This is a genomic window from Pseudoalteromonas sp. SG41-2 (assembly GCF_014164535.1).
Lineage (GTDB): Bacteria > Pseudomonadota > Gammaproteobacteria > Enterobacterales > Alteromonadaceae > Pseudoalteromonas > Pseudoalteromonas rhizosphaerae.
The window spans coordinates 30725-54439 of record NZ_JACJFK010000017.1 but is presented as its reverse complement, the minus strand read 5'-3'; the positions used below and the strand labels follow the sequence as shown (position 1 = coordinate 54439).

The 23715-nt window shown below is 40.1% G+C and carries 24 protein-coding genes; 13 read left to right on the top strand and 11 right to left on the bottom strand.

All coding sequences use genetic code 11. The features are described 5' to 3' along the window. Positions 1-109 precede the first annotated feature (109 nt). Both H5186_RS14415 and H5186_RS14410 read right to left on the bottom strand, forming a co-directional pair. Entirely contained in the window at positions 110-724 is a 615-nt protein-coding gene (locus H5186_RS14415) for a DNA-binding response regulator (RefSeq protein ID WP_182718062.1), read from the bottom strand. After that, entirely contained in the window at positions 724-1824 is a 1101-nt protein-coding gene (locus H5186_RS14410) for a sensor histidine kinase (RefSeq protein WP_182794614.1), read from the bottom strand. Before H5186_RS14410 ends, H5186_RS14415 begins: the two co-directional genes overlap by 1 nt. A gap of 310 nt (positions 1825-2134) precedes the next feature. Between H5186_RS14410 and H5186_RS14405 the strand changes: the two genes are divergently transcribed. From H5186_RS14405 to queG, 4 genes are all read left to right on the top strand, one after another. Continuing rightward, positions 2135-3001, top strand: coding sequence for a DMT family transporter (locus tag H5186_RS14405; RefSeq protein ID WP_149980630.1), 867 nt, complete (start codon positions 2135-2137; stop codon positions 2999-3001). After that, positions 2998-3696, top strand: coding sequence for a glycerophosphodiester phosphodiesterase family protein (locus H5186_RS14400; RefSeq protein ID WP_145236954.1), 699 nt, complete (start codon positions 2998-3000; stop codon positions 3694-3696). The genes H5186_RS14405 and H5186_RS14400 overlap by 4 nt, the downstream gene beginning before the upstream one ends. Positions 3697-3791: 95 nt before the next feature. Further along, a complete protein-coding gene (locus tag H5186_RS14395; RefSeq protein WP_182718060.1) occupies positions 3792-5009 on the top strand; it encodes a methyl-accepting chemotaxis protein in 1218 nt (405 codons plus the stop codon). A 70-nt stretch (positions 5010-5079) separates the two neighbouring features. Then, positions 5080-6213 carry a tRNA epoxyqueuosine(34) reductase QueG gene (gene queG, locus H5186_RS14390; RefSeq protein WP_182718059.1) on the top strand — a complete coding sequence of 378 codons (1134 nt, stop codon included), beginning with the start codon at positions 5080-5082 and terminating at the stop codon, positions 6211-6213. 25 nt (positions 6214-6238) lie between these two features. Here the strand turns inward: queG and H5186_RS14385 are convergent, their stop codons facing one another. The 3 genes from H5186_RS14385 to H5186_RS14375 all read right to left on the bottom strand — a co-directional run bounded on the left by H5186_RS14385 (position 6239) and on the right by H5186_RS14375 (position 9993). Beyond that, a complete protein-coding gene (locus H5186_RS14385; RefSeq protein ID WP_145236944.1) occupies positions 6239-7369 on the bottom strand; it encodes a PleD family two-component system response regulator in 1131 nt (376 codons plus the stop codon). Between the two features lie 65 nt (positions 7370-7434). Beyond that, complete coding sequence (locus H5186_RS14380) at positions 7435-9429, bottom strand: ATP-binding protein (protein ID WP_145236941.1); 1995 nt, start codon at positions 9427-9429, stop codon at positions 7435-7437. 75 nt (positions 9430-9504) lie between these two features. Further along, positions 9505-9993 (bottom strand): GNAT family N-acetyltransferase, encoded by a 489-nt coding sequence (locus H5186_RS14375; RefSeq protein ID WP_182794613.1) that lies wholly within the window; start codon positions 9991-9993, stop codon positions 9505-9507. 124 nt (positions 9994-10117) lie between these two features. Between H5186_RS14375 and H5186_RS14370 the strand changes: the two genes are divergently transcribed. The 6 genes from H5186_RS14370 to H5186_RS14345 all read left to right on the top strand — a co-directional run bounded on the left by H5186_RS14370 (position 10118) and on the right by H5186_RS14345 (position 15495). Continuing rightward, positions 10118-10690, top strand: a complete 573-nt coding sequence (locus H5186_RS14370) for a glutathione peroxidase (protein WP_145236935.1) — start codon at positions 10118-10120, stop codon at positions 10688-10690. An 85-nt stretch (positions 10691-10775) separates the two neighbouring features. Continuing rightward, positions 10776-11057: a peptidylprolyl isomerase gene (locus tag H5186_RS14365; protein WP_145236931.1), complete on the top strand. Its 282-nt coding sequence runs from the start codon at positions 10776-10778 to the stop codon at positions 11055-11057. Between the two features lie 68 nt (positions 11058-11125). Continuing rightward, positions 11126-11704, top strand: coding sequence for a glutathione S-transferase family protein (locus H5186_RS14360; RefSeq protein ID WP_182718058.1), 579 nt, complete (start codon positions 11126-11128; stop codon positions 11702-11704). Between the two features lie 17 nt (positions 11705-11721). After that, positions 11722-12072, top strand: a complete 351-nt coding sequence (locus tag H5186_RS14355; protein ID WP_145236925.1) for a DUF2750 domain-containing protein — start codon at positions 11722-11724, stop codon at positions 12070-12072. Between the two features lie 77 nt (positions 12073-12149). Beyond that, entirely contained in the window at positions 12150-12830 is a 681-nt protein-coding gene (locus tag H5186_RS14350; RefSeq protein WP_149980621.1) for a hypothetical protein, read from the top strand. Positions 12831-12924: 94 nt separating this feature from the next. Continuing rightward, entirely contained in the window at positions 12925-15495 is a 2571-nt protein-coding gene (locus H5186_RS14345; RefSeq protein ID WP_182718057.1) for a M1 family metallopeptidase, read from the top strand. Positions 15496-15542: 47 nt separating this feature from the next. Here H5186_RS14345 and H5186_RS14340 read toward each other — a convergent pair whose 3' ends face one another. Together H5186_RS14340 and H5186_RS14335 are read right to left on the bottom strand one after the other, a co-directional pair. Then, positions 15543-15908, bottom strand: coding sequence for a hypothetical protein (locus H5186_RS14340; RefSeq protein ID WP_145236916.1), 366 nt, complete (start codon positions 15906-15908; stop codon positions 15543-15545). A gap of 77 nt (positions 15909-15985) precedes the next feature. Beyond that, positions 15986-16855 carry a hypothetical protein gene (locus tag H5186_RS14335; RefSeq protein WP_182739693.1) on the bottom strand — a complete coding sequence of 290 codons (870 nt, stop codon included), beginning with the start codon at positions 16853-16855 and terminating at the stop codon, positions 15986-15988. A gap of 137 nt (positions 16856-16992) precedes the next feature. Between H5186_RS14335 and H5186_RS14330 the strand changes: the two genes are divergently transcribed. The 3 genes from H5186_RS14330 (at position 16993) to yjjG (ending at position 19179) form a co-directional block, all read left to right on the top strand. Beyond that, complete coding sequence (locus H5186_RS14330; RefSeq protein ID WP_145236910.1) at positions 16993-17892, top strand: phosphoribulokinase; 900 nt, start codon at positions 16993-16995, stop codon at positions 17890-17892. 67 nt (positions 17893-17959) lie between these two features. Further along, positions 17960-18505 carry an inosine/xanthosine triphosphatase gene (gene yjjX, locus H5186_RS14325; RefSeq protein WP_145236907.1) on the top strand — a complete coding sequence of 182 codons (546 nt, stop codon included), beginning with the start codon at positions 17960-17962 and terminating at the stop codon, positions 18503-18505. Further along, complete coding sequence (yjjG, locus tag H5186_RS14320; protein ID WP_145236903.1) at positions 18505-19179, top strand: pyrimidine 5'-nucleotidase; 675 nt, start codon at positions 18505-18507, stop codon at positions 19177-19179. The genes yjjX and yjjG overlap by 1 nt, the downstream gene beginning before the upstream one ends. Positions 19180-19425: 246 nt before the next feature. Here yjjG and lpxC read toward each other — a convergent pair whose 3' ends face one another. From lpxC to H5186_RS14300, 4 genes are all read right to left on the bottom strand, one after another. Further along, a complete protein-coding gene (gene lpxC / locus H5186_RS14315; RefSeq protein WP_182718054.1) occupies positions 19426-20337 on the bottom strand; it encodes a UDP-3-O-acyl-N-acetylglucosamine deacetylase in 912 nt (303 codons plus the stop codon). Positions 20338-20440: 103 nt separating this feature from the next. After that, positions 20441-21685, bottom strand: coding sequence for a cell division protein FtsZ (ftsZ, locus tag H5186_RS14310; protein WP_149980617.1), 1245 nt, complete (start codon positions 21683-21685; stop codon positions 20441-20443). Positions 21686-21706: 21 nt separating this feature from the next. Continuing rightward, positions 21707-22939 (bottom strand): cell division protein FtsA, encoded by a 1233-nt coding sequence (ftsA, locus tag H5186_RS14305; RefSeq protein ID WP_145236894.1) that lies wholly within the window; start codon positions 22937-22939, stop codon positions 21707-21709. After that, on the bottom strand, positions 22936-23715 hold the full coding sequence (locus tag H5186_RS14300) for a cell division protein FtsQ/DivIB (RefSeq protein ID WP_145236891.1): 780 nt from the start codon (positions 23713-23715) through the stop codon (positions 22936-22938). Before H5186_RS14300 ends, ftsA begins: the two co-directional genes overlap by 4 nt.

Here is a 23715-nt window from a genome sequence, read left to right as displayed (position 1 = left end):
TTAATTGGTTATGATGTTATTTTAACCCATAACCGATCAATGAGACAGGCAAAAGCTATGAAACTTTTAAGAAAGCGCTTTTACTTGCTTTAAACAGCTTATTATGGCGTTATAACCAACCTTTTTGTTTGGCTATACGCGCTGCATCTACTCGGTTTATGGCATTTAATTTAGCAATAGCGTCTGATAAGTAATTACGTACCGTGCCCTCGCTTAAGTATAACCTTGCGGCAATATCGGCTGTTTTCAACCCTTCACTTGCGAGTTGTAATGCTTTTCGTTCTTTATCTGTCAGCGGATCAGTATCATCTAATGCGTTAATAGCAAGCTCAGGATCAATAACCTTTTGCCCGTGCATTACTTTTTTAAGCGCGCTAATTAATTCATCGCTCGGGGCTTCTTTTAAAATAAAGCCCTTAACGCCAGCACTTAAAGAACGCCTAATATAACCCGCTCGCGAAAAGGTGGTCATAATAACTATTTTTATAGCAGGGTATTTTGATGCAATTTGCTCACTGAGTTCGATGCCGTTCATGCTAGGCATTTCGATATCGGTTAAAATAATATCAGGAAGAGAGTTACTGTCTAGCATGTTTATGGCTGTTAATGCATCTTGCCCATTACTTGCTTGACCAATTACCTCAATATTAAAATCTAGACTTAATAATGCTGCGATTGCGTCGCGCACAAGCCCCTGATCTTCTACTAAATACACCTTGATCATTAGAACCCCTTCGCTGTTAAAGGCAGCATTACATTTAAACTAAAGTTATCCTCACAGGTAAATGTAGCCTTACCATCTAGCTGCTCTGCTCGTTCTTTAATGCCATTTAAGCCATTTCCAGGTTTTATTGAGCTACATGGTGCATGATCAATCACATTGATTATTAACTGCTGCTGATTTTGCGTTATGCTAACGATGCATTTCTTGGTGCTGCTATGGCGTAGTAAGTTAGTAACAGCTTCCTTAATAATAAGACTTGCGATACCTTCTACTTTTGCAGGTAACACATTTAACTTGACGTTAAAATCCGCCTCAAAACCTTGTTCGGTTAGCCTTTGTTTCAATTGGGAAATTTGACTCGCAAGATTGAGCTGTTTTAAATCACTGACAGCACTTCTCACATCACTCAATAGCTGCCTTGCAAGCTCTGCAACTTGGGCAATTTCAGTATTTGCTTGTGTGTAACGCTCACCTTGATTTAATTTATTAGCAAGCTCTGCTTTTAAAGCAATTGATGAAAGAGAATGACCTAAAATATCATGTAAATCGCGAGCAATACGCTCGCGTTCAGCAATTGCTGCTAATTGCTCTAATTGCGTGGCGTTTTCTTGCTCGCGGATTTTATATTGCTGCTCTCTTTTTGCAGCTATACCGTAGCTAAATAAGGCCGCACATAAAATTAAAGATATAGCGAGAAAGTATTCTACTTTTGCAATATCGCCAATATATGCACTTAATAGAACAGTTAAAATGACCACTAACGCTGAAAAAATTCGTTGCAGTTTACTATATGCATAACCGACAATATAGGCAACGAAACCAAATAATGTCGGTGTGCCTGAGGTATAAAAAGTAGCACTAAAACAAACTAACAACATAGCAATAACTAACTTAGTAGTATCGGTATCTTGGCAATTTATTGCTTTTACATAGAGCATAATAAAAGCAATATATAAAGCTAAGGACATAAAAATGTTGTTTGCGGTTAAATTTGCAAAGTTAATCATAATTGGCAACAAATAAAAGCCAGTAAAAATTAAATGTCCATACTTCCAAAACCCTTTATCGATTTGCTCAGCAACCGTGTCAAGTGAACTCATACTAATACCCCAAGTGTATCGTTTTATTTATAATTATGTTTTTACTAAATAACACAAAAACACATAACAGCATAAAGTAACCGGCGTAAGTAATACTAAAACTATATATTTCAAAAAAATCGCTGATATATAAACTGATTAAAATTAAAGCATTCATAATTACCTCCAGTTGAATGTGATAACTATGCCAGCCGCTAAAAAAAATAAGAGTGTAAAATGTCATCAACTTTGCTGACATTTGTCATGTTTTAAAAATTTCACCTTATTATGAGCAGTGATAAGATAGTAAAAAATAGCAGAGCGAATTTACATGCAACCCCAACAACAAAGTTTAATTTATTTACATATTGCGGTATTACTTTTTGGTGGCACAGCACTATTTGCCAAATTAATAAATCTCAACGCATTAGATATCACCGTGTACCGCGCAGCCATCGCGGGTCTGGCTATTATGATATTGCTGTTATGGCAAAAAAAAGCAATTAAACTCAGCGGTGCTAAAGATTACTTAATTGCTTTGTTGTTAGGGGCTGCTGTAGGTATACATTGGGTCACCTACTTTGCTGGTATGCAAATGGCTGGGATTGCGGTTGGCATGATTGCATTTTTTACTTACCCTGTGATCACCGTATTTATTGAACCATTCTTTAATGGTAGTAAGCCTAAAGTAAACGATTTGCTCAGCGCAAGTGTAGTAATAACAGGGATCTATTTACTGACACCAAATGCAGATATGGGTAATGATGTCACCTTAGGCGTGGTAACCGGTGTTATTTCAGCATTTTTTTTCGCGTTTAGAAATATTGTTCATAAGCGATACTTTAGCCACTACGGTGGGCCACAAACTATGTTTTATCAAACATTAGTGGCTAGCTTGTTATTATGTGCTTTTATTGAAGTACCAGTGATTAATATATCGAACCAAGATCTAGGGTTATTGCTCGTCGCTGGCGTAATTTTTACTGCAACTCCGCACTCTTTATTTGCGGCAAGTTTACAGTATTTATCAGCATCAACAGCGGGACTTATTTCTTGTTTACAGCCTTTATATGGCACATTTTTAGCTTTTTTGCTGTTGCATGAACAACCTTCACTACAGACCCTGCTTGGCGGTGCTTTAGTGATTAGTGCAGCATTTTACGAAACATGGTCAGTTACTCGGAAACACACATTATGATAAAAGTTTTTGCTCATCGGGGCGCCAGTGGCACTTATCCAGAAAATACCCAGAGTGCGATAACCGCAGCAGTCGAAATTGAAGTCGATGGTATTGAAGTCGATGTACAAAGCTGTTTGGATGATTACATGATCATCCATGATACTTGGCTAGATCGCACCACCAGCGGCCGCGGCAAAATAAATAAACTTACCCGAGAGCAAATTCAATGTTTTGATGCCGGCAATGGCGAATTTGTCCCAACCCTACAGCAAACTATTGATTGGACAGCCAATAAAGTGCTCTTAAACCTTGAGTTAAAACACACTTTCTCGTTGGATAAATTTGTTGAGCTGATTGAGTTAAATATCGTTAATAACAAACTATCTCAGGATATGCTGTTAGTCTCTTCATTTGATCATCATCAATTAATGTGGCTTAAACAGAAACTACCTTGGCTAAAAATTGGCGCGTTAACGGGCTCCATTCCTATCAACTATGCCGAATTTGCCCAGCGCTTACAGGCGTTTAGTATTCATGTTGATAAAAACTTTATTAACCATGAGTTTGTCGCGGATGCCAAACAACGCGGCTTACAAGTTTATGCGTACACGGTTGATAAACAAGAAGATATTGAGTTAATGCTGAGTTTTGGTGTCGACGGAATTTTTACTAATTATCCATGCAACACGAAAATGATTTTAAACTCACTGTAGTTATCAAAAATAGCTGCCGTTCATCCTATATTCTTGAATTAAAGTGAATTTGAACGATACTGAGTAAAACAATACAACAGCCGAGCGGGCAATTGATGAGTGGGTATATGCGTATTTATAATTTTATAGAACAAAGCTTCTTTTTTACTTTAACCCGAAAGATTGTTGGCAACCTTAGCTTTGTATTTATTTTCCAAGCTATTACTTTGATTTGGTTATATAAAAGTCTAACTACGCAAGACGCAGACACTAGCCTATTTTGGTTACTCACGGTGATTATTATTGCCGGCTTTGCCTTTACACTCTTTTACATGCGCTTTCTGATCGTGCGCCCAGTTACGGCAATGCGCGATACATTAATAAAAATTAACCGCCAAGATGCAAACTTAGCAGCTAAACTCCCCCACTTTACCTATGATGAATTTCGTGAGATCAGCCAACAGTACAATACCTTTACTGATCATCTAAGCCAATTGCTCGCTACCACTTACCAAAGTTCGCAGGCCAGCGCACAAAGTAATAATCAAGTGACTGAGTCAATGCAACATACGGCGCAGCTAAGCGAACAACAAATTGATTTTAGCCAAACAATAACCGCAGCCAGTAATCAAATAACTGATAGTCTGCAAAGTATCGTTACCAATACCGATGATGTTCATCAAGTAAACGCCGAGCATTTAAACTTTGTGACACACTCAGCACAAGAACTCACAAAACTAGTCACTCAAGTTAAATCGATTAGTCATGTATTGAGCAGTTTTTCAGAAACGATTTCTGGCTTAAAACAAAACAGCGAGAATATTCGTAGCATCCTGAAAATGGTTGAAGAGTTTTCAGATCAAACTAATTTGTTGGCGCTCAATGCTGCAATAGAAGCCGCTCGTGCGGGTGAAGCAGGTCGTGGTTTTGCGGTTGTAGCAGATGAAGTAAGAACTTTATCGGTTAAAGTAAGTGATGCAACTCGCCAGATCAGCGATTTCATCAACCAAATGGATTCTTTAGTAAATCAAACAAATAAAGAATCTGAGCAACTTGTCAGTTATTCACATAATGCAGAAACAACCATTAGTAATACATCCCATGGATTTACCGATCGGCTTGTTGAATTTGAACACAATCAACAACAATTACAGCAAATTGTAAGCGCTGTGCACTTACTCGAACAGACACAAAATCAAACCCATCAATCAGTTGAACAAATCGTTGCATTAGGCAGCCAAGCAAAAGCACAAATTGATGTAGCGCTAGGTGATTGTCAACTATCACAACAACTAAGTGAGCAAACTCAGCAGCAGTTAAAGCGTTTTGTCTAAGTACAAGCGTTTTAACTGCGCTGTAAATGTGTTAAATTACGCCGTTATTTTTTCTTAATGATGTACCCATGTGAGTAGCTCAATATCCGATCACACGCAGTTAGCCCTTGATATAAAACAGTGGGGTAAAGAACTAGGCTTTGCTGAAGTTGGCATCACTGACATTGATTTAAGTAAACACGAAGCACAATTACAGCGCTGGCTTGATTTAGGCTATCATGGCGATATGGAATATATGGCCGCTCATGGAATGAAACGCGCTCGCCCTGCGGAGCTAGTCCCTGGTACTGTGCGGGTTATATCAGTAAAAATGAATTACCTGCCCCCTGATGCAAGCTTTGCTAAAACCCTCAAAAATACCGATAAAGCTTATATTAGTCGTTATGCGTTAGGGCGTGATTATCATAAACTGATGCGTAATCGATTAAAGAAATTAGGTCAAAAAATTGAGCTGCAAATCGCTCAATTAGGCTATCGGCCATTTGTTGATTCAGCACCAGTATTAGAACGTCAACTTGCTGAAAAAGCAGGTTTAGGCTGGCGTGGAAAACACAGCTTGCTAATCAATAAAGAAGCCGGTTCTTGGTTCTTTTTGGGTGAGTTATTTGTTGATATCCCTTTACCAATTGATAAGCCCAATGAGTTTGAGGGATGTGGAAAGTGCGTTGCCTGCATTACTTTATGCCCTACCGGCGCAATTGTAGAGCCTTACGTGGTGGATGCACGCAAGTGTATTTCTTATCTTACTATTGAGCTGCAAGGACCAATCCCTGAGCAATATCGCTCACTATTAGGTAATCGCGTTTACGGCTGTGATGATTGCCAATTAGTTTGCCCATGGAACCGCTACGGGCAAATTACCGATGAAGCCGACTTTCATCCACGAACACAACTAAAAGATAAAGATTTACTTGATTTATTTAGTTGGGATGAAGCTACCTTTTTAAAAAATACCGAAGGCAGTCCGATCCGTCGAATTGGTCATCAGCGCTGGCTACGAAATATTGCTGTAGGTTTAGGTAATGCGCAATTTAGCCAATCGATCGTTGACGCACTCAGTGCCAGCTATGATCAATCAACCGAGTTGGTAAAAGAACATATAGAGTGGGCGCTTAAGCAACAACACTCAAAACAAGATAAGTTGCTAAGAAAAACCGCCCGTTTGATACGTATCGTAGAAAAGGGCTTACCAAGAGATGCGTAGCTTCACACCCCTTGATTATTTACTATTACTTTTTCAATAAGATAGACAGGTCTTGCTCAATTTCATGAAAAGCTGCTTTTACCCCCTGTACAGACTCTTCACGGGCAACTGATTTTTGAATTGCTTGATCTACCTTCTGATAAATAAACACTTCTTGATCTTCGTCTAGCCCCATTGATGGGATCCGCTCTTCTAACTCTTCTTGTAAACGCTTGAACACCGCTTCATTACTCTGACGGTTTTCATTTAACAGCTCAATTAAGCCATGAAACTTGCTATTAACCATAGTAATTGCATCATTTAGCTTTGTTTGCTGCGACTGTAAAGCTTCACGGGTCATGATTGCGCGTAGCTGTTGCTCCGTGACACTGACAATAAAGCACACATGATCTCGGATCCGGCCATGCTTATCAGGATCGTGATCTGGCATATTTAAAATCAATAAACTAATTAATTCATAATTAACTAAGATACGATGGGAAAATTCATGTAGCCGCCCCTTATTTTTGAGCATATCAAACAATTCAATTACAATCGGCGAACACGTTCCATTTAGGGCAAAGTGGTCAGGAGCATCAATATTAGCTCTAAACTCAACATTACTTTGTAAATCAAACGATCTTAAACAATGAACTAAGGCTTCACCCAGCGCTTTAGTATTGTTAATCATACCAATGCTCTCAATATAATTAACTATTTGCCCCATTTCACTACTGTTAGCCATGGCATTAAATGCAGTGGATGTGGCTTCTTCAACTTGCTGTTCTAACGATTCTTTTTCAATCAGTACTTGGTTAAGAATTTTCAGTTTCGATTTAAGTTCGTCCTGTCCAAATGGCTTAACAATATAATCTTCTGCACCGACTGCATACCCTTCCATCCGCTCTTCGACAGTGCCTCTGGCTGATACGAACATCACGATAATATTTGCAGTTCTGGGATTGGCCTTTAGTTTTCTACATACTTCATAACCATTCATTTGTGGCATACTCACGTCGAGTAAGATTACTTGCGGCGCAAACTCTTCCACTGTGCTGAGGCACTCAGGACCACTGCTAACCATCTTTAATTCAAAATCAAGATCCAACAATATCTCTTCTATAATTTCTAAATTAAAAGGCTCGTCATCAACAGCTAATATTCTCGTTAAAGGCATAATTATCATCCATTTCATAATTCATATTAATAGTTTAGTCATAAAAAAAACTCTTACCAGTCAAGCTAAGTAATTTCTTCTTGAGTAGCAGAAATTTTTATTTCTAATGGCAGAGCTATACGAATCGTCGTGCCTCCTGAGCTGTTGTTATGAGCAGAAATAACACCTTTATGTAATGATACAAATTCACGACACAAAGCTAAGCCAAGCCCCGTTCCGCCAGCACCATTATTGGTTTTACTACTTTGTACAAATTTTGAGAACACATGTTCAAGCTCATCATCGGGGATCCCTATACCACTATCAATCACTTCAATAATTGCCTGCTCTTGCTGCTTAATTAAAACGACTTCAATACAGCTATGCGGATCACTAAACTTCAACGCATTGCCGAGGATATTGCGTAATAATTGATTTACTTGCTCTTCATCACAGTCAATTATAAGAGGCGGTTTTTGTGGTAAGTACTTCACTTCAATATCTTTTTCCATAGCAGTACCTGACACATCATCAATACTGGTTTTAATAATATTATTAAGATTGTGTGGGCGAGGATTAAAAGGGAATTTACCAACATCGAGTTTAGATAAGTCGAGTAAATTATTAAGTAATGAGAGCAGCCGCTCGCCACTACACTCAATACGAGATAAATATTTCTGTAGCTTTTCAACTGAAATATCACCTCTGCCGAGTTTATCTAAACCAAAGCGGGCAAAACTTAATATTGAATGCATTGGAGTGCGTAATTCATGGGACATGTTAGCAAGAAACTCTGATTTACTGTGATTTGCTGCCTCAGCGATATTTTTAGCGTCTTCAAGCTGTGATGTTCGGGCACGTACTTGCTCTTCAAGCATATCTTTTGCTTCGAGTAATAGCTCCTCTTTGAGCTTAAGGTGAGTAACGTTTTTAAAAATAACCGCAAGTGCAATATCACCATGATGATCTATCTCATTGAATGAACCAACTAATGGAATGGCATCTTCGCCTTCCATTGGCAGATACACGTCACAACTAAATTGACGATTTTTATTTAACGTCGCTATTTTTTCTTTGATTTGCTCAACAGACGTTGCATCCAATAAAGTAAATACTGAGCTGCTTTTCAGTGCTTTTGCCGATAATCGAAATAGTTTAGAGCAAGCATCGTTTGCTTCAATCACTTCACCATTGCGCTCAAATAACATAATCGCATCAGGTGTGTGCTTATAAATGACACGTAACAAGCTATCTTTTTCAATAAGTGCATCAACGGTATCTTGTAGGCGTTCAACTAATTCAGTGTTATGACGTTTTAATAACTCCGTTTGCCAAAGTTTATGCACCGATTGCAGTAACATATTTTCATTAATTGGTTTAACTAGTACGTCTTCCACCCCTTGGCGAATAGCTTCAATCATCGACACTTGATTTGGTTTTGAGGTAAATAGTAAACAACGACATTGCGGATATAATACTTTGAGGGCGGCAAATACTTCTAAACCAGATCCATCAGGCAAGCTAAAATCGCTCAATAGCAGATCAATTTCATGTCCTTGTGTTTGGCTAATCGCAGAGCTAATACTATTAGCTGTAATCGTTTTAATATGAGCACCTAATAGACTATTTGCTATTTTTTCAAGCCGCTGCGGAATATGGTCAACCAACAATACCGTTGGTAATACTAAAACACTATCGGAGCCAAGCTCTAACACACTCTCTAATAAGGTGCTGATCTCTTTATTCGCGAAGAAGGGATAAATCACCAGAGCATTTGGCGCCAGTCGATTAAGCTCACTAAATAAAGATAGTTGTTCGCTGTTTTCAACTTTAGGTGCAAGCAGTAAAAAGCGCTCTTGACTGACCTGTGTTACTAAAAAACTTGCGGTAGCCACTGGAACACCATGTGCAATAGTCACTAAATCATAAGAACTAAACGCAGTACATTCCTGTAGCATTGAAAAGTGGATCAATTCAACTTCACAGCCAATCAATTCAAGCAATACTTTTATCCGCATCGCTAAAATACTATTGCTATCAACGATCAATATTTTCCGCACAGCTTTGACTCCGCTTTTCATCAACTTAACATGATAAAAGCGTAGTCTAAGTTTTCTGCATTAACACCATCTAAAGGATTATTTTTAGTCGTATATCTACCCTAAATGCTTACCTAAGATAGTTAAGCTGTAGTGATTGTCGTCCATAATAGCCACATTAGGTAACTTTCCCCATTGTTGATAACCAAAGCGCTCGAACAATTTAATACTCGGTATATTATGACTAAATATAAATGCTAGTAGCACTTTAATATTTAATGGCTTAGCTTGCTCTTGGGCAAAAGTAAGTAAGCGTTTGCCAAGCCCTTGGCCTTGTGCAAATGCGGTAATATAGATACTGATTTCTACCGTTCCATCATAGGCTGGACGACCATAAAAAGATTTATAACTAAGCCAAGCTATCACCTTCGAGTCTTGCTCATAAACGTAAATAGGCCGCTGCTCGGTATGGCTATTAAACCAATTTTGCTTGTCTGCTATGCTTACTTGTTCGGTGTCGGCTGTAACCATTCTACTTGCTATTGTTTCATTATAAATTGCAACTATGGCGGCTAAATCATTACTATTTGCTAATCGTATTGTCATTTTGTTTTTAGCGGTTGTTGATCACTTCATTGCATAGTAACGTATGAGTTAAAGTCACACTACTGCAAAATAAACGGTAGACTACCATCCAGGGTGATCAGCCACAACAAGTTAAGGAATCGGTATGTTTAAAAAATTATTATTATGCTGCGCAATACTCAGTTGTAGTGTTTATGCACAGCCAGAGCAAACAAGCCAACAGCAGGTTGAGGATACGTCATGTGATGATTTCACTAATGTTACTATGCGCAAACTTCGCTCCAAAGAGAGTATTAATTTATGTCAATTCAAGAATAAACCCTTATTGATCGTCAACACGGCAAGCAACTGCGGTTTTACGCCACAGTTTGAAGGTCTTGAAGCGCTATATCAAAAATACCAAGATCAAGGTTTAGTGATACTGGGATTTCCTTCTGATGATTTTTTCCAAGAAGAAGATGACGAAAAAGCCACCGCTAAAGTCTGTTTTGTAAATTACGGTGTGACCTTCCCGATGTTTGCCACCAGCGAAGTCAGAGGTAGTGATGCCAATGCTATATTTAAGCATTTAAATGCCCAAACGAGTTCGCCAAATTGGAACTTTTATAAATACCTTGTATCTGCAGATCGCAAACAGGTTGAACGTTTTAATAGCAAAACCAAGCCAGATTCAGACAAGTTAGTTAAAGCAATAGAACAAGCAATTTCAGATATTTAATTTTATACTGGTACAAGTAGTTATTATTGAACTAGAATAACGTAAGATTTGATTGAAAAAACACCACCTTGAAACGGGAGATTTTATGACAGTGGCAAGTGCAAGACACATATTAGTAGACAGCGAAGCGCAGTGCTTAGATTTAAAAACCAAGATTGAACAAGGCGAAGATTTTGCTGAGTTAGCTAAGGCACATTCAAACTGCCCTTCAGGTCAGGATGGCGGTGCATTAGGTGAGTTTGGTCCTGGTATGATGGTTCCTGAATTTGATAAAGTGGTTTTTTCAGCACCGATTAATCAAGTACAAGGTCCTGTGCAAACTCAGTTTGGCTACCACTTACTTGAAGTGACTAGTCGTACAGAATAACGTTGGTTTTATTACTAACCTAAAAGAAAGCCGCCTCTGCGGCTTTCTTTTTATCCTAAGGAAAGCACATGCAACTATTAGGCTCAACAACTTCGCCATTTGTACGCCGCATTCGTATTTGGGCACTGTTAAATCAATGCAGTCTTGAGTTTATCAACTTAGATATTTTTTCAGACACTGATCGTCAGCTAATGATACAAAATAATCCAGCCCGAAAAATTCCAGTACTAATCACTAAGCAGCAAACCTTGGCTGATTCAAATAACATCATCCGCTTTTTGCTCGAACAACACAGTCAAACTCGTCTGAATTGGCAACAAGAGCACCTACTAACAATCATTAATGCATGCAATGATTCGCTGGTTGAGCTATTACTTTGTCAGCGTTCAGGATTCGATACGCAAGATGATAAATTATTTTTTAATCTACAAAATGAACGCATTGCTGAAACATTAAGCTATTTAAATAACCATTTTGCAGATGCAGGATTTAAAAGCTGTGAATACCTGTGCATCAGTTTATACTGCTTACTTGATTGGATTTGCTTCCGCGAGTTAACGGATCTAACGGCACATACCGAGTTAATGAAGTTCTATTATTCATTTGCTCAGCAACAGGCAGTGCAGCAAACCGATCCACGTAATTAACATTTAAGGGTAAACACATGAGTGATATCGAAATTGAATCAGAACTAGTTAGTTTTGTTGAAAAAGTACGTCAAAGTGAACAAATCTGGGCGCTAGGTGCTGAAGATGGCGGTTTTGTGGTTTGTGACTCTAACCAATTTGAAAACACCGATGTACTACTATTGTGGGAAAGTGAAGCAACAGCAAAAGCCCAGTGTAAAGAAGAATGGGCCGATTACAGCCCACTGCAAATCACCTTGGATGAATTTTTAGATGACTGGGTTGAAGATCTAAAAGAAGATGACGCACTGGTTGGCCTAAACTGGAATGACGACCAAGTATGTGTTGAAATCGAGCCGGTTGGATTAGCACGCGCACTAAGCGAATAAGCATTATTTAACATTGCTTTACTGCGCTGGTTTATTTGCTATAAACTAGCGCAAATCTTTACTTTCAGGGTATTACGTTGAAGTCCCATCTTGGTCGCCGCCCTTTTTCCGCTATGGAATTACATACTCTTTACCATGGCTATATATATGGTGATCAACGCTTACCTCGCGAACAGCCGAAACACTGGCATTTTTGGCTCCCTTTAATCGCTTATTACAGCGGAGCTTACAGTGATGAAATTGGCCATTTACAACTGTGCGATATTGTTGAACATCAACAGATCCTTTGTTTTCATTTCCATACCCACGGTAAAATAAAAGCCCGTATTGTGCCTATCCATCAAGCACTTTTTGATGCTGGTTTAAACGAGTATATCGCAGCAGTTAAACAACAAGGACACAATCGCCTATTGTTTGACTTACCATCTAAGTCAGGTCGCTATAGCGAGAAAGTTCGCATTTGGTTCTCTGGTGAAGGAGAGCGTGCCGGCTACTTACAAAAGTGTGATATTCCCAATATCGATCAACTTGGTATGAAAACCGCTGTCAGCAGTCTCAGACTCAATTTTGAGCAGCAAATCCGCATTTATGCAATTCAAGCAGGCAATAAAGATGCTTTTAATTATCTGCTGGGTTTTAATGAATATGAATTGACTGAATTTAGCGATGTAATCACCCTTAATCAGATCTGCCAACAAATACGCGTGATCAACCAGCACATTGATTGGCACCGCTTTAATCAGCGCCACACCATTTGACAAACTTTGTTACCAACTAGCTCATTACTCACTGCTTAAAAACTGTTAGGATAACTGTGCACAAAACTCTAACAAGAAAATATCAGGGATATCTATGTTTATTAAAAGCCTACTCACACTCAGTGTGGCCATTGCAGTAAGTTCAGCTCATGCTAATGAGTTTGTCCTAGAAAAGCTCGCAAAACCAAGTTCTCAACACGTATCTTTAACGCTTGATCCAGCTCAAGAAGCCTTTAGCGGCATGACCGAAATCGCCCTTGAAGTACTTAAGCCAACTAACTATATCGAGCTTAATGGTGTTGCTTACGCAACGCAAATGGCCAAACTGCTTGGGGCAGAAAACTGTGACTTAAGTGCTGAAATGCTAAAAACAGGTAAAGTAAAATTTAGCTGCGATGAGCAAATTCAACCAGGTAAATACACGCTTAAAGTCGACTTCACTGCCCCCTATAATCGCCAAAGTGTTGGCCTGTATAAAACCTTAGATCAGGGTGTGCCGTATTTATTTACCCAATTTGAAATGAGCGATGCCCGCCGCGCATTCCCTGTATTTGATGAACCAAGTTATAAAATTCCATTCCAATTAACGATTACAGCACCTAGCTCTCAAAAAGTGTATGCCAATACACCTGAGTTAAAAACGACCGTTAATGGCGATATGACCACTCACTTTTTTGATAAAACACCGCCAATTCCTTCATACTTAGTGGCTATGGCTGTCGGTCCATTTGAGGAGCGTGAAGTCAAAGGCATGCCAATTCCAGGCCGTGTGATCACGCCACAAGGTAAAATTCACTTAGGTGAATATGCCGAGCAAGCAATGCCAAAAGTATTGGCCGCGCTTGAAGGCTACTTTGGTATTCCTTATGTTTATAAAAAACTAGATTCAGTCGCTGTTCCTGAGTTTCCATTCGGTGCCATGGAAAACGCAGGCTTAGTTACCTACCGTGAAGATATTTTGCTGCTTGATTTGGCTACAGCGACTCGCAATAAAAAACAACGTAATGTATCTATCATCGCTCATGAACTTGCTCACCAGTGGTACGGTAACTTAGTAACCATGAAATGGTGGAATGACTTATGGCTAAATGAAGCGTTTGCAAGCTGGATGGCTGCTAAAATCACAGCCCAGCTTAACCCTGAATTTGAATCACATTTAGACCTGCCGCAAAATAACGTTATGGCGTTAGATGCTCGTTTAAGTACTAAGCCAATTCGTAAACCAATCAAAACCGAAGCCGATATTATGGACGGCCTAGGCTTAGCTTATAGCAAAGGCAGCTCGGTATTAGCTATGGTTGAAAACTGGATTGGCGAAGAGGCTTTCCAGCAGGGTATTCGCGCTTATTTAAAAGAGTTCTCGTATAAAAACGCCGAAGCAGCCGACTTATGGCAAGCCCTTGGTAAAGCATCAAATAAAGATGTGGCAGCGGTTTTAAAATCGTTTATCGAACAATCTTCATTCCCACTGATCAAAGTAACTCAGCAAGGTAAAACGATTACCATTAATCAAAGCCGCTTTACTAACGCGGGCGTTGATGCTCCTGCACAGCTTTGGAATGTGCCAGTTGCAATAAAATACGGTGCTGGCGATAAAGTTAAAACTGCCAATATATTACTAACTAAAGCCAATCAAACTGTTGAACTTGAATTTGAACCTGAGTGGATTTATCCTGATCAAGGCGCTTTAGGTTATTACCGCTGGGTGATGGATGACAAACAATTTGCTGCATTGATTGATAACGCCGCGCAGTCATTGACAGTACGAGAACGTTTAGCGTTATTGTCTGCCGCTGATGCATTACTAGATGCTGGTGTTATTTCTGCTGCACATTTAATGCAAACACTAGAAGTTTTTGTAAGCGATAAACACCCACGCGTTGCTAATACCGCTTTGGGTTATTTAGCCGCACAAAAGCGTACCTTTGAAGATGAAAGCAACCAAGACCTGTGGCCTGAATTTATTCGTAAAAGCATCATGCCTGCAGCTAAACAGTATGGTTTAACTGCAAAAGTAAATGAAGATGCTGCAATCTCGCAATTACGTACTCAAGTAGTTGCACGTTTAGGTTTTGATGGTGAAGATCAAAGTGTGATCAATACCGCCAAGGCACAAGCCCGTGTTTACTTAAATAACCCAGAAAAAGTTGATCCGTACCTTGCGTCAATCTACTTAAACTTAGCCGCATTCCATGGTGATAAAAACCTACTCGATGCGTATATAAATACCTTTAAAACTACCAAAGATCCGCAAGTGCGTACAAAAATGCTAGCGGCTATGAGTTACTTTGGCACGCCAGAGCTACAAACTAAGGTATTAAATTACAGCTTAACTGACGATGTCACTGCATCTGACATGCGTACGATTATGTCAGGACAGGCTTACACGAAAGCCCGTGAAGCTTTGTTTATTGAATGGATATACGCGAATTACGATAAGGTAGTTGCAAACTTGCCACCTTTCTTCGTACCTAACCTGCCTAACTTTACCACCTCAGGTTGTAGCGCCAGCAGCTTAGCAAAAACGCAAACTTTCTTTATGAGCAAAATTGCTGATGAGCCAGGTTATGCCCGTACCTTAAGCAAGCTTGAAGAAAGCGTAAATAATTGTATTGCACTCAAAGAACGTGAACTAGCTTCAGTTAATAGTTTCTTAAAACGTTAATTTGTACGGCAAGCCATTGGCTTGCCGTTTTTTATCAACAGCGTTATTTATCCATTGATAATTTTTACTAGCTGAGAAATAAACTCTTTTGCTCCTTCAACGCTGGTCATTTTAAAACCAATTCCATAATGGATTGGATTCGTGCTTTTAAAAATACGCGTTGGAAACCGTGTCATTTCACTACTATGAAAAAAACCGCTAATGCGGTTAACGCCTGCTATTTTATTAAAATCATCACTAAAGACTTCCAGTGCAGGACGAAGCACAAGCTTAGCTTGGCCACCTTCTATATGCAGATAAATTGCTTCTTTGGACTTAGGTAACATATATTCAGTGATATTCTTAATTCTAAAATTACTACGGCACTCTAATGCAATAAGTTGCTCGTTGATTTGCTCTGGACTAGCTGACATGGATATCCTTGATTTTCATTAAGCTCTTAGCTGTAAACTACAGCACAGCCAAGAACCTGCAAAGTTTTATATTATAGTTATTTAACGCATACAAAAGCGAGTTGATCATTTAAGTAGCTAATACGGGTAATATTGGTGTCACAGAAAGGCGTTAAATCAAGCCATAGAGAGACCTGTTCAGGGCTATTTAGCTGGCGCTGGTAAACACGATTATCGACCGCATAAATGACCGTATTAGCGTCTTTAAATGCGTAATCTTGTACCGTCTGCGGTAAACGAAAGAGGTCAGTGACGGTATTTTCTTGCGGATCATAACTTGCTAACCAGTGCTGCTGCGCTTTGCTATAACTAAATGTATAGGCAGCTAATGCATGGTTAAATGTCAACGTACGGCCAATATGCTCAGCAACCACTTTTGGCTTCGCTGCAGCAACCTGAGTATATTGTAAAGTATGTGGTTCGCCTAAAATAAACATCACCATATCATCTTTGGCGCCCCAGGCATGATAACCAACTGGCTCTATCCACTCAAAAATACGACTTGGTTTAACATTATCGTCAAACGGATATTGCCATAACTTTTGCTTACCATCCGCCTCGACTACGATAGCTGACAGTGCCTTACCATTAGGTGTTAAAGTCGGCGAGTATTCACTCACAGCAGTATTTGTTAAATTAGTTACTTGCTTATTGGTAAAATCATAAAAAGCTAGATCTGTTTGACTTTGCCCTTCACTTTGCACTTCTTGGGTAAAATAAATACCACCTTTGGTAAGTAAAGGCTGATTATTATAAACATCATTATTAGTGATACGGCTTACTTGTAACCCATATTCTGTGTTAAGTTTAGCAAGTAAAATTTCGCTTTTTGGCATCGCAGCTAAAACGCTATTAGGGGTAACTGCAAGGGTGGCAACAAAACTTAGCCAAGGTAAAGTCAATTTCATATCATTCTCTAATTATTTTTATCGCCCTTATAATAGCGCTATTTTATAGTTATTCCCAAGTCTGTTATTGATATGTCACTTGACCTACCCCCTTACTACGCCTTATAACTACAGAGCTACTTAAAACGAGAAAAATTATGTCAGCTAAACATCCTATTATTGCGATCACTGGTTCATCTGGTGCGGGTACTACCACCACGACAAGTGCTATTAAGCATATATTTCGTAGTCTTAATATTGAGGCCGCATTTATAGAGGGCGACAGTTTTCATCGCTATACTCGTCCTGAGATGGATAAAAAAGTTCGCGAAGCGCAGCAAGAAGGTAAACACATTAGTTACTTTGGTCGTGAAGCTAATGACTTTGCAGCCCTAGAAGGTTTGTTCAGCACCTATGGCGATACTGGAGCAGGTAAATTACGTCGTTATTTGCATACCTTTGACGAAGCCGTGCCATACAATCAACTACCAGGTACCTTTACTCCGTGGCAAGAACTGGAAAGTAGCACCGATATTTTATTCTACGAAGGACTGCATGGCGGTGTTGTCGATGAAGATCATGATGTAGCTAAGCATGTTGATTTACTAATTGGTATGGTGCCTATCATTAACCTTGAGTGGATCCAAAAGTTAATCCGCGACACCTCTGAACGTGGTCACTCTCGCGAAGCTGTTATGGGCTCAATTGTCCGCAGTATGGATGATTACATTAATCACATTACGCCACAGTTCTCACGTACTCACATAAACTTTCAGCGCGTGCCAACCGTTGACACCTCAAACCCATTTAGCGCAAAAGATATTCCGTCCCTTGATGAAAGCTTTGTAGTTATTCGTTTTCGTGGCATAGATGACGTCGATTTTCCGTATTACCTACGTATGATAGAAGGCAGCTTTATGTCGAGGATCAACACCTTAGTGGTCCCTGGTGGAAAAATGGGACTCGCTATGGAGTTAGTATTAACCCCACTTATCAAAGATATTATCCTTAAAAAGCGTGCGCTTGCCGAATTAGCCCCCGTTGATTTGCCTATTTAAGAAATACGCTTGCTGAAATATATAGCTTATGTAAACTGCTGACTTCATCATAAAAGGAGATATCAGCATGACAGAGCCATTACGCATTCTCGTCGGTTCCAAAAATCCGGTAAAAATAAATGCTGCCCGCAGTATTTTCTCTCTCTATTACCCTAATATGACGATTGATTGTCAAGGAGTTGATGCACCTTCACAAGTACCTGATCAGCCAATAGGTGAAGATGAAACACGAATAGGCGCACAAAATCGTGTCTTGTATTGCCAACAGCATTACCAAGCTGATTTTTATGTTGCAATGGAAGGTGGTGCTGAGCAATTTAGCTACGGCCCCGCTACCTTTGCATTTGTAGTCGTTGCTGATAACCAACAACGTGCTATCGGTCGTAGTAGTAACCTTCCTTTACCCCCAAGCCTGTATAATGCGTTATTGCAAGGCAAAGAACTTGGCGATGTAATGGATAACGCATTTAATACTACCAATATCAAACAGCAAGGCGGTGCTATTGGTTTATTAACTAATCATCATGCCACCCGAGAAAGTACCTATACGCAAGCGCTGACACTCGCTATGGCGCCTTTTCTTCATCCCGCGCTTTACTCTAAGGAAGTTTAATGAAGTACACCCATGTTTTATTTGATGCCGACGAAACCTTATTTAGCTTTAATGCCTATGCAGGCTTAAAAAGAATGTTTGCAGTTTATGGCGTAGATTTTAATGACGCTGATTACAGTCATTATCAAGCAACAAATAAACCGTTGTGGCTTGAGTATCAAAACAATACTATTTCCGCTACTCACCTACAAGTCACTCGATTTAGTGAGTGGGCTAATAAGCTCAATGTTCCAGCTCAACAGCTTAATGATGATTTTTTAACTGCCATGGCTGAGATCTGCGAACCATTACCTGGCGCTATTGAACTGCTAAATAAACTAAAACCGCATGCTAAATTAGGCATTATCACTAATGGTTTTACCCAGCTACAAGCACGTCGCTTAGAGCATACCGGATTAAAAGAGATGTTTGATTGTTTAGTTATCTCTGAGCAAGTGGGAATTGCAAAACCAGCCGCAGAAATTTTTTATCACACTTTTGAACTGTTAGGTAATCCACCAAAAGAACAGATCTTGATGGTCGGTGATACCGCAAGCAGTGATATCTTAGGTGGCCAAAATGCCGGGATTGATACCTGCTGGCTACAGCACCCCAACACAGTTCTGCCAGAAGGCATTGAACCAACATACCAAGTGACTGAGCTGGTACAGTTACAACAGTTGTTAGGATTGTAAAAAGGTTTAATACCAATCGACTTAAATATTTAACCATTCTAGCGAGCTAAATAAAGCGCTAACTGCGTTATAATTTTTAAGTAGAACAAAAATTTACGCCTTGTTATCACTCCATTTATCTGTCGCTATAAATGGTCAGTAACTTAACACGATTGGTATAACATTAAAAAACTAAACCGCAATATTTAAACAAAAAAAATGACGCTAGATAGCGTCATTTTTTATAACTGTTTTAAGCGTTTGCGATTAAGCTGTGGCTACTTCTAAACCTGGTGCTGGCATGTATACTGGGGTATCAAATGTTGCCCATTCCCATGCTGACTCAGTCGCCATAATTTTACGAAGTAACTTATTGTTAAGGTCATGGCCTGATTTATAAGCTGTAATTTTTCCTAAAATGTTGTGGCCTGTCATAAACATGTCACCAACACAGTCTAGAATCTTATGCTTAACAAACTCATCGCTATAACGCAGACCGTTAGGATTAAGTACTTTAAACTCATCCAATACCACGGCGTTATCCATGCTGCCACCTAAAGCTAGGTTATTAGCATGCATATATTCAATGTCTTTCATAAAGCCAAAAGTACGTGCACGGCTGATTTCTTCTGTAAAGCTTTGTGCCGTAATATCTAAACCGATACGTTGGCGGCTTTCATTGATTGCCGGATGATCGAAAGCAATTTCAAAGTCGATATGAAAACCATCATATGGTTCAATCTCGGCCCATTTATCACCTTCTTCAATACGTACTTTTTCTTTAATCCGAATAAAGCGCTTAGCCGCATTCTGCTCTGCAATGCCGCCTTTTTGTAACAAATAAATGAATGGTAATGCACTACCATCCATTATTGGTACTTCTGAGCTATCTAATTCAACGATCAAATTATCGATACCCATTGCCGCTACCGCAGCAATAAGGTGCTCAGTCGTAGATAAGCGAACGCCATCTTTGTTAGTTAAACAGGTACATAATTGCGTATCGCCAACGGCTTCAGGTGTTGTTTCAAAATCAACAACCGGATCAAGGTCGACACGACGAAATACTATCCCAGTATTTGCGCTCGCAGGTCGGAGAGTAATAGTGACCTTCTCACCTTTGTGAAGTCCAATTCCTATGGCTTTGACTATCTCTGCAATGGTACGCTGTTTAATCATAGCTTCGCTCACTTATAGTTACAGTTAGACCGCCGATTATATCACATATACGACCAGCTGCCAAATTCGTTCGCTTTTTAAACAAAAACAATTACCTTTTTGCTTAATCTGCTTGTTTTCTTAAAAATGCAGGGATGTCGAAATAATCGCCACCTTCTGATTTATCAGACTTTTTACCGCTATCATTAGTTTTAGATAAACCACTATTGCTTTGCGTTGTCTTGCTCGATTCATGCTTTTCAATCGCTGGAGCAGCAGTCATTTCATCGCCACTACCTTGGCTTGCAAAGCTTGGTACATACATACTGCTAGTTTGGTTTGTTGAACTGCTAACATCAGAACCTGACGCTTTTTTAAAGCCGTTATCGACAATACCAAACTGTGGACGACGATCGCCGCCTAAACCTGTAGCGACTACAGTTACACGTAGTTCATCAGTCATTTCAGGGTCAATAACCGCACCAACCACCACAGTCGCATTTTCAGATGCTAATGCTTTAACGTGATTACCAACAATTTCAAACTCTTCAATTGCGATATCCATACCTGCAGTGATGTTAACTAGGATGCCTTTCGCGCCAGTTAAATCAACGTCTTCAAGTAGTGGGCTTGAGATTGCAGCCTCTGCAGCTTCTTGCGCACGATCAGGACCCGATGCAGACGCTGTGCCCATCATCGCAGTACCCATGGCTGACATTACTGTACGTACGTCGGCGAAATCCACGTTAATCAAACCAGAACGAGTAATTAGTTCCGCAATACCTTGCACGGCACCAAATAATACATCATTTGCTTTAGCGAATGCGTCTAACAGTGTAGTCCCTTTACCTAAAACTTTAAGCAATTTATTGTTAGGAATTGTAATAAGTGAATCTACAATTTCTGACAATTCGTTAATACCTTGTTCAGCCGCTGCTGCGCGCTTTTTACCTTCAAAGTCAAACGGACGTGTCACTACAGCAACCGTTAAAATACCTAACTCTTTAGCAATTTTGGCAACCACAGGCGCAGCACCTGTGCCAGTACCACCGCCCATACCCGCTGCGATAAATACCATATCAGCACCTTCAAGGCTGGCACGAATAGTATCGGCGTCTTCTTCTGCTGATTTACGACCTACATCAGGGTTTGCACCCGCACCTAGCCCAGACGTGATCTGAGTACCTAGTTGCACAGTAATATCTGCTGATGAGTTACGTAATGCCTGAGCATCCGTATTAGCGGCAATAAAACGCACGCCTTCAATTTGTTGCTTAACCATGTGCTCAACAGCGTTACCGCCGCCGCCGCCCACGCCTATTACTTTTATAACAGCTTCTTCGCTGTGTTGTTCCATTATATCAAACATGTTTACTCTCCGACTTGAGTATTAAAACTCGCCTTGAAACCACTTCGTTATGCGGTTCCACCAATTATTATCGCCTTCAGGTTTCGATTTTTGTGCATTCATCGATTGCATTGTGCGGCCATATTGTAATAAGCCAACCGCCGTTGCATATGAAGGGTCATCTACATAATCTGTCAAACCAACTATCCCTATAGGTTTGCCTATTCTCACTGGCATCTGGAAAATGTCTTCAGCCACTTCCATCGCGCCAGCCATTTTAGCACTACCGCCAGTAATGACGAGTCCTGCTGCAATTTGGTCTGCTAATCCTGAACGATGTATTTCTTCCATCGCTAATTCAAATAATTCTCTAAAACGTGGCTCAACCACCTCAGATAAGGTATGACGCGACATTAACCGCGCTGGTCGCCCGCCGACACTAGGCACTTCAATAGTTTCTTCGCTGCTGGCCATTTGGCTACTTGCACAGGCATATTGTACCTTGAGTGATTCAGCATGGGATATCGGTGTACGAAATATTTTTGCAATATCGCCAGTAACTTGGTTGCCCGCTACAGGAATAACTGCAGAGTGGCGCAACGCACCATTGATATAAATAGTGATATCCATCGTACCGCCACCGATATCAAGTACCGCAACACCGAGCTCTTTTTCGTCATCGGTTAATACCGAATAACACGACGCTAATGCGGTGAAAATCAGTTGGTCAACTTCAAGACCACAACGCTCAACACATTTTTCAATATTTTTCGCCATATCGTTTGAGCAAGTTATGATGTGAGCACGTGCTTCCATTCGTACACCACTCATACCACGCGGGTTTTTAATCCCTTCTTGCATATCGATACTATATTCTTGCGGCAGTGCATGCAGCATTTTACGTTCGGCTGAAATAGGCACAGAGCGCGCAATATGAATAACATTTTCAATGTCTTCATCAGTCACTTCAGTATTATTAATTGCCACAACACCACTTTCGTTTTGGCACTGAATATGTTTACCTGAGATCCCCAAATACACGGAGCTAATACGGCAATCAGCCATAAGTTCAGCTTCATCGATTGCACGACGAATAGACTCCGACACCAAGTTAAGGTCGTTTACGCCGCCTTTATCCATACCATGGGACACTTGGCTGCCAACCCCAACAATGCTGAGTTTGTTATCTGCGGTGATTTCACCAACCGTGGCCACCACTTTTGAGGTGCCAACGTCTAATCCAATCACTAGGTTTCTTTCTGCTGACTTAGTCATGCCTTACTCTTATTTTGTAATTGCGCTTCTTCCAGGAGCTTCCAGCTCACCGCAAGGCCGGTATCATACCGTAAATCCACTACATCTACTTGTGCATCTGCACGTTTTTCCATCCGCGGGTAAACATCTATAAACCGTTGTACCCGTTTAGCTTTTTCTTTACGCCCTAATTTAAGGCGAATACCGTTATCGAGCCATAACTGCCATGAAAATCGCTCTGACAATGCCAGGCTGGTTAACTTTAAATTATTAACCTTAAGCATTTCATCAAACTGCTTGAAAGCTCCCCATGCTTCAAATTCACTGCCCTCAGGGCCATAAAGTTGTGGCAGCTCGTCACTGAGCTTCGCACTGCTAGCTTGAAACACTTCACCGCTTTGGTTAAGTAATAAATCACTGTTCCACACTGCGACAGCCTGATGCTCTACCACATACACTTGTAATGTATCTGGCCACTGCTTACGTACCGATGCAGTAGCCACCCAAGGTAAGTCTTGCACTAGACGTTGTATGTTTTTCACGTCTAAATCAAAAAAACTCGATAAGTCGGCTTTTTTAATCGCGCTAATAATCGCTTTTTCATCTGTGTATTGAGGTTTCCCCAACACCGCTAAATGCTTTATTTGCGCATCTTTATTTTCTACCAACCACTGTCTAACGCCGCTGGTGATTTGCACCAAACTGAAAACCACGATTAAAAAAAAGCTCACACCTAAAATTAGCGACCAATTTAGTTGCTGTTTTAATTGTTGCGCTTTTTCCAAAAAGGGATGCAT